Genomic DNA, 14,357 nt, shown 5'->3' on the forward strand with positions numbered 1-14,357 from the left:
CACTATCAAGAAGTCCCTCCCCTTATAGGATTCCTCTTCCTTTACTTTATTCCATCAAAATGCCCCTATCCTTTCCTACTCCATAAAAAAGGTTATATATAGGGCTGCTGCCCCCTGAAGGCTCACTATAGTGGGAATACCATACCTAAAAACTCCCTTTCTTGTCTTGTGTCTCCACACCTTCATCCCGGCAATTCCTCCCAGCCCACCTCCAAGGATAACAGATAAAAAAAGAGTTCTTTCAGCTATCCTCCACCTATTCCTCCTGGCCTGCATCTTATCCCATCCAAAGATGAGAAAGGTTAATATATTTATAGATATCAAATATATCATTAAAATTTTTCTTCCATCCACAATTTACTCCTCCCTGATCAATTTTAAAGATTATATCATACTTTTCCACCTAAGATACACTTTGCACCTTACTCTTGAAAAAAAGGTGTCCGAAGTAGTAGATATTACTTTGGACCTTTAACGTTTACTAGACCGTTATACAGATTAAGTTTATCATAACGTTTTACACACTTCTTCTCCTGCAGAGGTATGATTGCAGCTTCCAAAGGTCGTAAGTTAATATTCTACTTGTAAGACATTACGAAGGACTAGATCTTCTTTTGTTCCTTTCACAACAAAAAAGAACATAGGACCTTTACATCCTATGCTCTTAATATTTTTTAATCGACCGAAGATAGTCGTCCGGCTTCACGCCAAAAGTCTGCTTCGTTCCGTTTTACTCTTTAGGTTCAATCTTGAGCCCTTAAAAGGAACGAAACCTCTGCTTAACTATTAAAGACAATTATCGTAGGTCTTGATTTTTTGATTCTTTTGTATCAAGACAAAAGAACTGTAAATTACTTAATCTTCTGCCCAGTATACTGGTACTTACCGATCTTTTCAGCCAGGGCTTCCAGATCCACTGCCTCTACCTTGGTAATTACACCGTCTAGTAACAGTTGAATCTCTTCCTTCCCCTTGCTCTTAGAGTATCTGGAGAATAACTCCATAGCAAACTTTCTGTCCTCGTCAGTCATCTCTCCAAATCCTAGTATTGCAGGTCCCGGAGTTCCGGCTCCAACAATATAAAGGCTTGCGTGAGCTTTCTGCTCAGAAAGCTTCAAGTTGTCCTCATTTTCCCTTCCTACGAAGAGGTACTTCCCCTCATCCATTCTGAACATTCTTCCTACCTTGGCAAGGTGGAAAAGGAATGAATGCTCCTCGTCCAGGAATCCGTCCTTCTCTATGAGCTTCAATCTATTTGAGTAGTTTGGATCTGTCAGTAGACACCCTCCACCTGGGCTTGGGTACTCCACAAGGCCAAACTCATCCATCATAGCCATCTGTCTCTTTCTGCTTCTTCCCTGAATATCCAGTAGCTGAGCTCTGTCTATCCATCCTTCCTTCTCAGGCTTTGTCTCTGGAAGACACTTAGCAGATAGCGGTCTCACGATAATATCGTCCACCTCAGCCAGCTTCTGTACCCTTCCAAGAGCGTTGTAGTTCTGCGACATAGGTCTCTGTCCCAGTACCTCTCCCGATATTAAAAACTGTGCATCATACTTTTCCAGTAGACCAGCTGCCACTTTAAACATAAGGGCATGACAATCGATACAAGGGTTTATATTCTTTCCTCTCCCACTTGGAGGATTCTTAACTATCTCTGTATGGATAGCCTTAAAGTCCACATACTCCAGCTTGATCCCCAGCTGCTTTGCCATATTCTCAGCCTTCTCGTTCTTTCCCCCGAAGAAGTGAGATACAAAGTTTAATGCGATAACCTCTATCCCCTGCTCCTGTACTACTCTTATTGCCAGGGCACTGTCCAGTCCTCCTGAAAATAATGCTAATGCTCTCATTCTATCATCTCCTTTAAATGCATAAGGCTCCTATGCTACAACTAGCAAGTTTCCTTAAAAAATATCCACTGCTAGCTATGGATCCCTTCCACAGCTTCTTGTTTACTCTCCCTGGGCATAATCTTATTAAATACCAGGGTAAATATTACCGCAAAGACTATCCGCGCCCAGAATATCCCCACCATCTTAGCTCCTATGGGTACCATGAGAAGGGTATCCTCTATGAGGGCATGGCAGAGACTCATAAACACCGCCACAAGGAAAAGGTCCCTCGGGCTGTACTTCCCTCCCTTGGTCTCCCTTATGATAAGTCCGCTTCCATAGCTTATTCCCATGGTAAGCCCCACTATACAGGTTAGTGATAACCCCGGATCTATCCCCATAAAGGACATAACAGGGGAAAACTTCCTGTTTATCCAGTCTATTACACCGATCCTCTTGAGAACCTCCATTACCGCCAGAAGAACAAAAATTATCATAAAGATAGTAAGGTACTTTCTCACCTCTCCAGATATCCAGTTGAGAACTCCCGGTTTAGATTCCTTCACAGTAAATCTGAATACAGCAGTTTCCTGATACATATTAAAAACTTTGAATATAAAGTTTAAAAATGCTCCTGCTATTATAGCACACAATACCCTAATTGCTAAAATTTTTGAGGTCTTTGCTCCCGTCTCTCCAATAACCTTGAGCTCCACAGGAAGGGAGTGGGCAAATAACATGAGACTTGCAACTATTGTTATCTCTGCCACAGTGAATACATTGTTCTGGGTCATGGTGAATAACACCAGCAATCCGCCGTAGATATTGGTTACCATTGCAGTGGCCCACACAATTCCCAGTTCTCCGCTGAGTCCCACAAACCCCATAAGGGGAGATATCCCCTTGGCTACGAGATCTATGATCCCCAGATGCCCTGCCACCTTCACCAGTATGCTTATAGGCAGCATTATCTTCAGAAGCTTCAGGCTAATAGCCGCACTTTCCTTTAATAACTTCATCTAGACTAATCCTCCAGGTCTATACCGTTATTCCCAGGCTCAGTCACCTTCCCGTCAAAAACTATCTCTACACTCTCAGGTACTACAACATATACCCTCTTACTTACAGGGATGAAGTTGGCTCCCTTTATGCTGCAGGCTCCGCTTAGGAAATCCAGGATCCTCTGAGCTATTCCACCATCTACATTTTCAAGGTTTACCGTTACAGTCTTGTTCTCCTTGATGTAGTTGGCTATCTTCTTACACTCACCGTAGTTTTTAGGCTCCACAAATACAGTCTGGTTTCCGCTGAGGCCGGTCTTCTTGGCTTCAGGCTTCTTCTCCACCACTGCAATGGGCTCCTGTACCCCTACTCCCTCGTTCTTAGTAGCTATAAACTCTGTCTTCAGCTCCTCTACTGTACCTCTGCCCACATCAGCTATATCGTCCACTACCAGGTCGTCCACAGCATTTTCCAGCTGTCTCTCCTCCTCCTCGGTAACTCCTACCCCCAGCATATCCTTAAATGTACTGTTTATCTTCTCCTTTAAACTCATATCCAACCTCCTAAGAAAATATCTTGCTTCCAATCCTTATTATTGTAGATCCCTCTTCCAGAGCAATCCTATAGTCATTGGTCATTCCCATGGACAGCTCAGTCATCTGTCCCTCAAAGTACCTTGTGTTAAGCTCCTCCTTGAGCTCCCTCAGTCCTCTGAATACTCCCCTTATCATCTCCTCGTCCTCCGAGTAGGGAGCCATGGTCATGAGACCTCTATATCTTATGTTTTTTAACTTAACCAGTTCCTCTATTTCCTTGTACAAACTTTCCACTGTATATCCTTCTTTACTCTCCTCACCGGACACATTCACCTCTAGGAGCACCTCTATAGTCCTTCCTATCTGGGCCGCTCTCTTATCCAGCTCCTTTGCTAAGGACAGCTTGTTTACCGAGTGCACAAGGTCTATATAGTCGATTATATACTTAACCTTGTTCTTTTGAAGGTTTCCGATGAAATGCCATTGGATATCCTCCCCTATGGCTGTTGTATCAAAGTGCTCCTTCTTCTCCCTTATTATCTGTACCCTGTTCTCTCCAAAGATAGGATTTCCCGCCTCAAAGGCTCCCTCCATCTCCTCGGTTCCCACATACTTGGTTACAGCTACAAGCTTTACCTTCTCAGGGTGGGATGAATACTTTGCAATATCCTCTCTGATCTCCTCTATATTCTGTCTGATAACATCCTTCTTGCTCATCTTTTCCCCCTAATCCAAAAATTCTTCAAAGACATCGTTTGCCAGGAAGACTCCTTTCTGGCTCAGTACAAATCTTTTCCCTCTTCTCTCAAGGAGCCCATTTCTCTCCAGCTCCTCACACCTTTTAAGGTATCTGCCGCTGGCCTCTACTCCCTCTTCCAGGAGCCTGAGTCCAAGGATAAATCTGTACTCCTCCTCTGCCTCTGAATCTACCCTCTCTTCACTTTCCACAGGTTTTATTTTTTCATCTATTTTATCATAATAAGGGATAAATTCCACCAAGTTTTTATACCTTATCCCGTCTACATACCCCGATGCTCCAAGGCCTGCTCCCACATACTCCCTGTTTTCCCAGTACTTACTGTTGTGTCTTGCAGCCATCCCTGGGAGGGCAAAGTTTGAGATCTCATAGTGGACATATCCTGCCCCTCTCAGCCTCTCTATTATCCCCTCATACATATTAGCTTCCAGGTCGTTATCCGTTTCCTGGTAGACCCCGGCACTTAGCTTCTCAAAGAAGGGGGTTCCCTCCTCCCAGATAAGGGAGTAGATAGAGATGTGCTCCGGCTTCATCCCGATAATCTGATCCAGATCCTCATTTAGCTCCCCCATGGTCTGGTCTGGCAGGGAAAACATAAGGTCGATACTTATATTCTCAAAGCCCGCCCTTCTGGCTGCCTCATAGGTAGCTATAGCCCTATCCCTGTCGTGGAGACGCCCTAAGGTCTTCAGGTGCTTCTCATTGAAGGACTGCACCCCTATACTCACCCTGTTTATTCCCGCCTCCCTGAAGGCTTTCAGCTTATCGTAGTCCACAGTCTTGGGATTTACCTCCAGGGTCACCTCAGCTCCCACAGCTATATGGAGCTTCTTCAGCACCCCCTCAACATCCTCCGGCTTTAGAAGGGATGGAGTCCCTCCTCCAAAGTAAACTGTGTCGTAGCTATAGTCTGGGTAGAGTTCTATCTCCCTCTTGAGGTACTCCACATATTTGTCCCTCTCGCTTCCGCTGCTCTTAAATGAGAGGAAGTCGCAGTACTCACACTTGTTGACGCAGAAGGGTACGTGTATATATATTGCATCGCACATAGTTATTCTCCTTACTTTATATTTCGTTACTCTGCTCACAGCGAAAGTAACCAAAACTTCAAAAACTTCGATACCTTTGTCTTGATACAAATGTATCCGAAAAATCAAGACTTCCGACAATTGTCTTTTCAGGCTAACACAGGGTTACCATTCCTTTTCCAGGCTCAAGATTGAACCTGCATAGTCCGACGGAATGACGCTTGATCTTTCCTGTGTTGCCCGACGACTGTCCTCAGTCATAGTTAAATATTTTTTATACTCTATTCCTAATTATATCACACCCTTACTTTTTTATGCTAACTTAAAAGAGCCTCTGATTAGAGGCTCTTTATTACAATTCTATTTATTCTTTAATCCTACAAAAACTGAATCAAAAAAATCCAATTCGTTACTTCTCTCTTGAAAAAGAAGTAGCCAAGAGTTCAAGACTTCCGACAATTGTCTTTTGGAGCTGAAACAAGGTTTCCATTCCTTATGTGGGCTCTAGATAGAACCTGCATAGTTCGACGGAATGAAGCTATGCCTCTCCTGTGATGTCAGACGACTGTCTTCAGTCAGGTGTTAATATTTCTTATCCTCTATTCCTAAGTTCTATCATTCCCTGACTTTTTTATTTCAGGTTAAAAGATCGCACTTAAAACTTCTATGCACCAATCAATAAGTATATTTTTTATATACATCAATTAGTCCTCTTTTATTTTTAATTATTATCTCATTTTTTTCTTTTTGAATTAAGCCTTCTCTAACAAACTTTTTTATTATTCGATAAAGCATACTTCTACTTATCCCTAGCCCTTTAGCTAAATTAGTGTAACTTTCAAAAGCAACCCTTCCTTTGTCTTCATTATTAACTAATCCATAAGCAAATAGAGCTTCTGATCCTCCATATATTCTTAAAAAAAATGACGTCATTCCTCTTTCTACAGCATCCATTGTATTTAAAACAAAATACTTAAATGCTTTAAGGTCATTCATTATATATTTCTCTATAATACTTGGATTAAAAACAATAACTTCAACTGTTTTTGAAACTACTACCACCTCCCAATTTTTTTCATAAGGCTTCAAAGAATAGAGAAAACCTATAGAATCTCCTGGCTTAAATAAAAATGGGTAATAAATCTCATTCATCCCATGAAACCGTATTCCTCTAACTGTTCCTTTGAGAACTACATAAATATTCTTATCCTCCCTTGTACAGAAAAGATCTCCCTTGTGATATTCTTTTATAGACAGGTTATTGAGAACATCTTCAGGTATATATTTCTTTAATTCTTTAAATACCCTCTCCATACTTTCCACCCCACTTTTCTTACTCTTACCATTTATAATAAATTTTCTTAGGTACTGCCTCCATAACATTCCAAAGCCTTTTAGCTTCAAACCCTTGTTATGCTGTATTCCCCATGTTTTCTACCTTTCACCATATAGAGATTTCTATCCACTTCATCAAAATATTCCCTAAGAGGCTTTTCAGAAACAACCTCTACAATTCCAATACTTATCCCTATAAATCTTCCTTCTCTATCATACGGGATCCTTAGTTTTCTTACCTCTTCACATATTACAAGAGCCTTTTCTTCTGCTTCACTAAGCGATATGTCTATAAAACCTCCTATAAATTCATCTCCGCCATATCTTCCTACCTCACCACTTTTAAATACTTCTTTTAAAGTAACAGCTATCCTTTTTAAAGCTTCATCCCCAAATCTATGTCCATAATTATCATTTGCTCCCTTAAAATTATTTAAATCCATAAAAAACATAAAAACCCTTTTATTTTTTTTCAGGGCATTCTCATAATGAAAAGTAAATTTCTCATAAAATGCTCTTCTATTGTACAACCCTGTTAAGTCATCATAATCAGAAAGAAGTTTTAACTTTTCATTTATCTCTATAAGCCTCTTATTCTTAATGTAGTTATCGAGAGCAATAGTCAAAAAAGGCAAAAGCTCTCTACATATTTTTATTTCATCTACTGACAGAATTTTCCTCTCATATGCTTGAAAAGTAAACCCTCCTATAACTTCTCCCTTGACTATAAGAGGAGCATGATAAGAAACTTGAGGGGTTGCCTCTTTACACTTTATGCTATGTTCCACCTTTAATTTACTATTTATTACTTCCCTTTTATCAAGAACAGCTACTAAAAGAGCATTCCTACTTTCAGCCGAATAATTCATATCATCTTCTTTTAAAACTTTACCACTTTCACAGTAAAAACAATCCCCTATCTTTTTTCCCTCAGGGTAGTTTATACCTATCCCAAATTTACACTCCCCATAGCTTATCCTCATATAACTATATAACTTCTTAATTATCTTTTCCATAGATCTAGTAGATACCACAACCCTTATAAGTTTCAGCATTAAGCTATATTCATCACTTTCTCTTTGATCTATTTCAAGTAATGTATTTATCTCCTCTCTGGAGCTAGATGCTAATAGACTTCTATTTCCAATTTTTCTCCTCACCTTTCACCTCCAGAGTATAACTCTTACTTGATCCAGCCTTAAATTACTCTTCAGATTTTTTCTATTTAATTCTCTCTCGAGAACATATCTCTTTGAGGTGCTTAATCCCTAAGACTCTTCTTCTCTTTCCTTTAATCTCAATAATTTTAACTTCATTTTTTTTCCAAAACTCTAATAATTTTTCTCTTGTCACATCACTTGTAACTAAAAGAACTTTGTATGGGTCATCTATAACTTTCATAAATCTATACCTACCTTTAATTTTACTTAAGTTTTAATGCTAATATAGCTACAGTGAAGGTATCTTTCATTTACAATTTAACTATTCCCTTATATCTACTAACCCTCAGATTTTTTCAGAAATAACTTTATTCTCTGGCAAACAATAACTTCTAAACCACTTACCATTTAATATATATTCCCCATAGTGAACTACTACTACTTCCTAAATCATTTAAAAGATTTCATAAGCAAAAGCACAGAAAATCACCGTATTTCAAAAACATTATTTCATACAAGCTCTAACTTAACTGTTAACTGGGTTAACAGTTAAGCTTTTCTTTAGCAAACATTAAGGTGAACATTAGAAAAAATAATTCTTGAATCTCTCCTAATTACTTTGTTATCTATAATCTAGCCTATAACAATACCGATCAAAAAGAATCTTAATATTCAAGAGATTCCTTATCACGGTAATTACATTTAGTCTATTACTTTTACACTCATTCCATCTCACACTTATTTAAAATCATCAATACCTTGAGAAACAATTTATAAAGGATTGTTTTTCTTCCTTTCAAATCTAGACTTAGATAAATTCCCTTATTAAAAATTTGACAAATTTCTAAATTAAATATAAAATGTGCAAAATAAAATAATCGTATAACCCCGATAATCTGGTTCGGGGGTTTCTACGGGAAACCTTAATTTCTCATTACGAAATGAATCGCCTAGGCATTCATTTTCGTGATGGGATTTTTTTATTTTACTAAGATTTTACAGACGGAGGAAAAATTTATGAATAACAAGATAAAGCACTTAATCGATGTGGCGGCAAAACGGAAAAAAGCAGAGCTTCTTCTGAAAAATTGCAGGATTGTAGATGTATTTTCAGGGGAGATAGCGGAGGGGAACCTGGCAATTGATTCAGGGAAGATAGTAGGCATCGGCGACTACCAGGGATTAAAGGAGATTGACCTTAACGGGAAGTTCCTAGCTCCGGGACTTATAGACAGCCATGTCCACATGGAGAGCTCTATGATCTCCCCTGGTCAGTTTGCAAGGGCAGTGGTTCCCAGGGGAACAACAGGTGTAGTTACAGATCCCCACGAGATAGCCAATGTCTGTGGTTTAGAAGGAATTAAATTTATGATGGAGTCCAGTAGGGACCTCCCCCTCAATGTTTACTTCATGCTTCCCTCCTGTGTACCTGCAACTCCCTTTGAAAACTCAGGGGCAGTACTGGAAGCTGAGGAACTGGCGAAGTTAATTGACAATCCTGCGGTACTGGGCTTGGGGGAGATGATGAACTATCCTGGGGTCATAGAGGGAAATGATAAGATAGTAGATAAGTTGAAGCTGGCTCAGGATAACAATAGGATAGTGGACGGCCACTCTCCAGATATCGTCGCCGAGGAGCTTAATGCCTATGTAATAGGAGGAGTAAAGACGGACCACGAGTGCTCCACGGTCGAGGAGATGAAGGAGAGGCTGAGAAGAGGGATGTATATCTCCATAAGGGAGGGAAGTGCTGCCAGGAACCTGGAAGCTCTCATAGAGGGGATCACCCCAGAAAATGAAAGAAGGTGCCTCTTCTGTACAGATGACAGACATCCAGAAGACATAATAGAGAAGGGACACATCGATAACAACGTAAGAACTGCCATAAAGAAGGGGATAGACCCCATATCTGCAATTAGGATGGCCACTATCAATGTGTGTGAATGCTATGGAATAAAGAACTTGGGAGCGATAGCTCCTGGATATGATGCAGACCTGATAGTTGTAGATTCCTTGGAGGACTTCAATGTGGTGGAAGTTATAAAGGATGGTAGATTTGTTGCAAGGGAGGGTAAACCACTCTTTGAGTTAGAGAAGGAGGATACTTCAAAGGTAACCGACACTATAAACTTCAAGGAGATTGTAGAGGATGATCTGAAGGTAAAGCTCACAAGCAACCGTGCAAATGTTATGAGACTCTTGTCCCACAGCCTTTTAACTGAAAAAGTAGTAAGGGAAGTGGAAAGAGATACTAAGGGATACTTTAAGTTTAATAAAGATAAGGACCTCCTGAAGCTGGCTGTAATCGAGAGACACAATGCAACGGGGAATATCGGATTTAGTCTGGTGGAAAACTTCAACCTCAAAGGAGGGGCAATAGCCTCCACCGTCTCCAACGACTCCCATAATATCCTGGTAATAGGGGATAATGATCGGGATATGTATCTTGCTGTAGAGGAGATCAAAAAGATGCAGGGGGGAGTTATCATTACATCTGGAGGTGAGGTGCTGAAAAAACTGGAACTTCCAATAGCGGGGCTCATGTCCGATAAGCCCATTGAAGTGGTAAAGGATACCCTAGAGGAGATGCACAGGATAGCCTATGACAGGCTGGGAGTAAACAGGGACCTGGATCCCTTTATGACCCTGGCTTTCCTTGCTCTGCCAGTTATCCCAGACATAAAAGTTACAGATAAGGGTTTATTTGATGTGGTTAACTTTAAGTTTATAGATATAAGTGTTGAGGATTAAAAGAATTTGATACCTTTGTCTTGATACAAATGTATCCGAAAAATCAAGACTTCCGACAATTGTCTTCTGGGGTATGCACAAAGTTTCCATTCCTTATATTGGCTCAAGATTGAACCTGCATAGTCCGACGGAATGAAGCTACATCTTTCCTGTGATGCTCGACGACTGCCTTAAGTCAATTTTTATGACCTAAAAATTCTATTTAATTGTTAGTAAAGAAAAAGAGAGAGCCTTCGCTCTCTCCATCTAATCTTATTTTTTACTATATAAAATAACCTATTATAAATTCCGGACCTCTTAATAAGAATACTCCCCATTTTTCTTCAATCTGAAGAAGTCCGAGTAGTCTATCTCGAAGATGTTTTTATTGATCTTTGAGATATCCGTCCTGTTTTTTATTAGGTGGGTTAGGACTCCCGAGTAGGAAAGGTCTCCCTGGAGAAGGGCTCCCTTGATACGCCCCTCTTTGTGGATAATCTTCTTGTAGATCCCCTGAAACTCATCTACCTCCACTATATCCCCTTCTTCAGGTAGAACACTTCCAATAGACATAGTAGGAAGGTCCATGAAGTTCATGGTGTTTTTAGAGCTGAAGAAATCATCCATTACCATCTCCGAACCCAGCATGTTGTTGGCTGCAACCACCGCTTCCTTTACAGCATTGGGCCAGATGGGATTTCTTCCTGTTACATCTCCTGCACCGAAGATATGGGGATCGTTGGTTCTTCCCCTGTCATCTATCACAAGGCCAAGACGGTCGGTGGATACCCCGGTTCCCTCTAGGAAGGAGATATTGGAACGGACTCCTGTGGCCACAACTACCATATCACAAGGGACCTTTTCTCCCCCTTCCAGGTGGAGGGCAACTGGGTTATTATCAGCATCTACCTCTAGCCTTTCAGCCCTTGAGGAGAAGGAAAACTCAACTCCCCTCTTCCTGAACATCTCCTCATATCTGGAGGAAGCCTTCTTATCCAGCTGAAGGGGAAGGATCCTGTCGCTCATCTCAACAAGATTTACCTCTACTCCCAGCTCCATAAGGCCGGTCACTGCATCTACCCCCACAAGTCCTGCCCCTATTACACAGGCTCTCTTAATATCCTTGGCATCCTCTCTAATCCTTTCAGCATCCTCCAAATTTCTCAGTCCGTATACCCTCTTGGCGCTTCTCAGGTTTTCCACTGGCGGAATGAAGGAGGAAGCTCCCGTGGCGATGAGGAGTTTGTAGTAGCTCACAGACTCACCGTTATCCAGGTGAACCTCCCTCCTTTCAGAGTCAACTCCTACAACATCCCTTCCCCTCTTCCACTGGATATTATATCTCTCGAAGAAGTTTTCATCGGAGAAGTCCAGCTCCGAAACATTCCTGTGATCGGAGATGTAGTGGTGGAGGATGCACCTTGAGTAGACGTGCTCATCCCTTGAGATGAGGATTATCTCAGCTTCCCTGTCTATCTTTCTGATCTCCTTGGCTCCGTTTATCCCTGCAGCAGAAGCTCCCAGTACAACATATCTCATATTACTCCACCTCCTCAAATGTTATAGCCCCTGTAGGACAATTATTTATACAGGCAGGTTCGTCCCTTCCTGCACACAGATCACACTTGAGGATAGTTTTGTGGTTTCTGTTGTCGGCCTTTAACACACCGTAGGGACAGGCCATTATGCACATAAAGCAGGAAGCACACTTCTCGCTGTTGTACTCAACACGTCCCGTCTCAAGGTTTTTCGTCATGGCCCCTGCCATGCATGTGTATGTACACTCAGGTCTGTCGCAGTGACGGCAGAAGATGGGCACATACTTCCCGTCAGCAGCCACCCCGATATGGTTACGGCTGCCGTTATCCAGGTTATCTATATCCAGCTGATGGATGTTTTCCGTTTCACTGTGAGAGAGCATACAGGCCACAGAGCAGCTCATACACCCTACACATATATCCCTGTCTATCCTTATTCTTTTCATTCTTCCCCCCTATGAAAAAGTATTAAAGTCCCAGCGCTCTTCTTCTGTCTAAGATGATATCCTCCATGATGTCTGCTGACTTCAGGATATCCTCCTCAACAATAAGCTGTCCTCCAGTGATCTCCTTTAAGCTGTTTGTAAGGACATCTACCACTATCTCACTTCCAGTAACAAATGGAGGAAGTCCAAGGTGTAGAGGAAGTCCAAGGGCAAGTCCGAAGGCTCCGTCGGCAAGTGCCTGCTCCTCCAGCCACTGTGGTGCTGATAGAGCAAGTGGTAACTGAGGAATATCAATTCCCAGAGCTTCAGCCAGTTCAGTGGCTACAATCTCTAATCTACCTATGGCAAGACATGGACCGAAGTTTAGTACAGGAGGAATTCCCAGGTTCTCACAAACTGCTCTTAGGTTATCTCCAGCTAGAGATGCTGCTCCTGGCGACATAAGCCCTACATTCTCAAGTCCTCCCGATGAACACCCTGCTGACAGCACAAGAATATCCCTCTTGATAAGCTCCTTGGTAAGCTCCACAGTAAAGATATCATGTCCCTTTGCAGTAAGGTTGGAACATCCAACAACTCCAACAACTCCCTTGATCTTACCAGATGCAATTAGGTCGATTAGTGGCTGCCACGTGTTCCCCAGGAAGGCCTTCAGGGATTTTTCCGAAACTCCTGTGATTACATCGTCGTGTCCGTGATCCTTTGGAATATTTATAGAGATCTCTCCCCTTCTCTCTGAGTAAGCTGAGATAGCTTCTTTTATTATGGCTTCCGAGATAGACTCCTTGTCATCGGTGGAGTACTTCATGAACTCTGCATTGGATTTCTTTGCAACGTCGTCCAGACAGATCTGCTTTACCTTAAACTCCTCTGCAATAGGCTCGATTCCAGGCAGGGTACAGTTGAACTCCGAAAGGATTACGTCCACTGCTCCAGTCTGAAGGAAGGCTTCAGAGATAAAGTTATTTCCTGCATGTCCCACGAAAACCTCCTGGTAGTGCTCTCCTCTCAGCTGAAGGTCCTGTCCCACACATGTACAGCCCACAAGTCTTATTCCCTTAGCTCCTGCAGCCTTGGCCATCTCAGTTACATCTGCATCGATAAGCCTGTCCTGAAGGTGTGAAAATACAGAGTGCTGGTGTCCTGTGATCATTATGTTGATGTACTCCTCATTTACCACCTTAAACCCTACTGGTGCCTTTCTTATTACAGGCTCCCCTAGCATTACGTCGTTTAGCAAGTTAGTCAGGGTAAGTCCATAGAGTCCCGTTGAGATTCCAAGGTTCAGCGAGTGCATAAGCATATCCACCGGGTCTGAGTTTAGGTTTGTAGAGGTCTTTACCAGGGCATCGAAAACCTCCGACTTAGCTCCTCCAGGCAGGATTCCCAGCTCCTCCCACTTCTTGTATCTTGGAGCATAGGCCATCTTCTCCACCAGTTCCATCTTCTGGTTTCTTGGCTTATAGAGGTCTGCCAGTACTGCGTCGGCAACCTTTACAGCTTTCTCATGCTTATCTCCCTCATGGATACCAAAAATTTCACATAGTTCTTCAAGAGCATTCTCTCCCTTGATCTTCTCCCTCTTTTCTCCCAGAGACTTAAGGTTGTTTGCAGTTGTCTCAATAACGTGTAGGTAGCACGCACTACCTGCAGCGATGTTTCTCAGGAAGTTTCTGGCAACTATAGTGTGTGCATCTGCTCCACAGACCCCCTTAGGTGATTTAGGTGTGATCCTGCACGGCCCGTTTGAACAGAGCCTGCAACAGACTCCCTGAAGTCCGAAACCACACTTTACTTTTTGATCGACTACCCTCTTAAAGGACGTTTCACAGCTGCACTCCTTGATAAAATTTTCTAACTTCTTGTCCGCTGATTGACACATTGGCATCTTAATATCTCCCCTTTCCTATCTGGATTTAATTTAAATGTATACTATTTTGGTATAGTTTAAGTTTAAAAAATATGGGGGCTTTACCCCTGCCTTTAGTAG

The 14,357-nt window shown here is 41.9% G+C and carries 13 protein-coding genes and 1 riboswitch; of the genes, 1 reads left to right on the forward strand and 12 read right to left on the reverse strand.

Annotated features, from left to right (window positions below; all coding sequences use genetic code 11):
* Positions 1 to 75: 75 nt before the first annotated feature.
* From QMG11_RS05785 to QMG11_RS05825, 9 genes are all read right to left on the reverse strand, one after another.
* On the reverse strand, positions 76 to 354 hold the full coding sequence (locus QMG11_RS05785) for a DUF1294 domain-containing protein (protein WP_281834230.1): 279 nt from the start codon (positions 352 to 354) through the stop codon (positions 76 to 78).
* A 497-nt stretch (positions 355 to 851) separates the two neighbouring features.
* A complete protein-coding gene (locus QMG11_RS05790) occupies positions 852 to 1,853 on the reverse strand; it encodes a 7-cyano-7-deazaguanine synthase (RefSeq protein ID WP_281834232.1) in 1,002 nt (333 codons plus the stop codon).
* A gap of 71 nt (positions 1,854 to 1,924) precedes the next feature.
* Entirely contained in the window at positions 1,925 to 2,854 is a 930-nt protein-coding gene (locus QMG11_RS05795) for a nucleoside recognition domain-containing protein (RefSeq protein ID WP_281834234.1), read from the reverse strand.
* A 5-nt stretch (positions 2,855 to 2,859) separates the two neighbouring features.
* Positions 2,860 to 3,390 (reverse strand): cell division protein SepF, encoded by a 531-nt coding sequence (locus QMG11_RS05800; RefSeq protein ID WP_281834237.1) that lies wholly within the window; start codon positions 3,388 to 3,390, stop codon positions 2,860 to 2,862.
* Positions 3,391 to 3,400: 10 nt separating this feature from the next.
* A complete protein-coding gene (locus QMG11_RS05805) occupies positions 3,401 to 4,090 on the reverse strand; it encodes a YggS family pyridoxal phosphate-dependent enzyme (RefSeq protein WP_281834239.1) in 690 nt (229 codons plus the stop codon).
* Between the two features lie 9 nt (positions 4,091 to 4,099).
* Entirely contained in the window at positions 4,100 to 5,179 is a 1,080-nt protein-coding gene (gene hemW, locus QMG11_RS05810; RefSeq protein WP_281834241.1) for a radical SAM family heme chaperone HemW, read from the reverse strand.
* Positions 5,180 to 5,833: 654 nt separating this feature from the next.
* Positions 5,834 to 6,472, reverse strand: coding sequence for a helix-turn-helix domain-containing protein (locus QMG11_RS05815; protein WP_281834243.1), 639 nt, complete (start codon positions 6,470 to 6,472; stop codon positions 5,834 to 5,836).
* Between the two features lie 86 nt (positions 6,473 to 6,558).
* Positions 6,559 to 7,653 carry a GGDEF domain-containing protein gene (locus tag QMG11_RS05820; RefSeq protein WP_281834246.1) on the reverse strand — a complete coding sequence of 365 codons (1,095 nt, stop codon included), beginning with the start codon at positions 7,651 to 7,653 and terminating at the stop codon, positions 6,559 to 6,561.
* A gap of 61 nt (positions 7,654 to 7,714) precedes the next feature.
* A complete protein-coding gene (locus tag QMG11_RS05825) occupies positions 7,715 to 7,894 on the reverse strand; it encodes a hypothetical protein (protein WP_281834248.1) in 180 nt (59 codons plus the stop codon).
* A 617-nt stretch (positions 7,895 to 8,511) separates the two neighbouring features.
* Positions 8,512 to 8,610, forward strand: a riboswitch (purine riboswitch).
* Between the two features lie 60 nt (positions 8,611 to 8,670).
* Here QMG11_RS05825 and ade point away from each other — a divergent pair.
* Positions 8,671 to 10,404: an adenine deaminase gene (gene ade / locus QMG11_RS05830; RefSeq protein WP_281834250.1), complete on the forward strand. Its 1,734-nt coding sequence runs from the start codon at positions 8,671 to 8,673 to the stop codon at positions 10,402 to 10,404.
* 297 nt (positions 10,405 to 10,701) lie between these two features.
* Here the strand turns inward: ade and QMG11_RS05835 are convergent, their stop codons facing one another.
* Genes QMG11_RS05835 through cooS form a run of 3 tightly spaced genes read right to left on the reverse strand, consistent with a single transcriptional unit; the run spans position 10,702 to position 14,255 of the window.
* Complete coding sequence (locus QMG11_RS05835; protein WP_281834252.1) at positions 10,702 to 11,922, reverse strand: NAD(P)/FAD-dependent oxidoreductase; 1,221 nt, start codon at positions 11,920 to 11,922, stop codon at positions 10,702 to 10,704.
* Position 11,923: 1 nt separating this feature from the next.
* Positions 11,924 to 12,367, reverse strand: a complete 444-nt coding sequence (locus QMG11_RS05840; RefSeq protein ID WP_281834254.1) for a 4Fe-4S dicluster domain-containing protein — start codon at positions 12,365 to 12,367, stop codon at positions 11,924 to 11,926.
* A gap of 22 nt (positions 12,368 to 12,389) precedes the next feature.
* Positions 12,390 to 14,255 carry an anaerobic carbon-monoxide dehydrogenase catalytic subunit gene (gene cooS, locus QMG11_RS05845; protein ID WP_281834255.1) on the reverse strand — a complete coding sequence of 622 codons (1,866 nt, stop codon included), beginning with the start codon at positions 14,253 to 14,255 and terminating at the stop codon, positions 12,390 to 12,392.
* Positions 14,256 to 14,357 lie beyond the last annotated feature (102 nt).

The sequence above is a fragment of the Propionigenium maris DSM 9537 genome (genome assembly GCF_027925155.1).
Classification (GTDB): Bacteria; Fusobacteriota; Fusobacteriia; order Fusobacteriales; family Fusobacteriaceae; genus Propionigenium; species Propionigenium maris.

Coding starts and splice junctions, on each gene's coding strand:
- QMG11_RS05790 (WP_281834232.1), bottom strand. CDS start 1,853: ATGAGAGCATTAGCATTATTTTCAGGAGGACTGGACAGTGCCCTGGCA.
- QMG11_RS05795 (WP_281834234.1), bottom strand. CDS start 2,854: ATGAAGTTATTAAAGGAAAGTGCGGCTATTAGCCTGAAGCTTCTGAAG.
- QMG11_RS05800 (WP_281834237.1), bottom strand. CDS start 3,390: ATGAGTTTAAAGGAGAAGATAAACAGTACATTTAAGGATATGCTGGGG.
- QMG11_RS05805 (WP_281834239.1), bottom strand. CDS start 4,090: ATGAGCAAGAAGGATGTTATCAGACAGAATATAGAGGAGATCAGAGAG.
- hemW (WP_281834241.1), bottom strand. CDS start 5,179: ATGTGCGATGCAATATATATACACGTACCCTTCTGCGTCAACAAGTGT.
- QMG11_RS05815 (WP_281834243.1), bottom strand. CDS start 6,472: ATGGAGAGGGTATTTAAAGAATTAAAGAAATATATACCTGAAGATGTT.
- QMG11_RS05825 (WP_281834248.1), bottom strand. CDS start 7,894: ATGAAAGTTATAGATGACCCATACAAAGTTCTTTTAGTTACAAGTGAT.
- ade (WP_281834250.1), top strand. CDS start 8,671: ATGAATAACAAGATAAAGCACTTAATCGATGTGGCGGCAAAACGGAAA.
- QMG11_RS05835 (WP_281834252.1), bottom strand. CDS start 11,922: ATGAGATATGTTGTACTGGGAGCTTCTGCTGCAGGGATAAACGGAGCC.
- QMG11_RS05840 (WP_281834254.1), bottom strand. CDS start 12,367: ATGAAAAGAATAAGGATAGACAGGGATATATGTGTAGGGTGTATGAGC.
- cooS (WP_281834255.1), bottom strand. CDS start 14,255: ATGCCAATGTGTCAATCAGCGGACAAGAAGTTAGAAAATTTTATCAAG.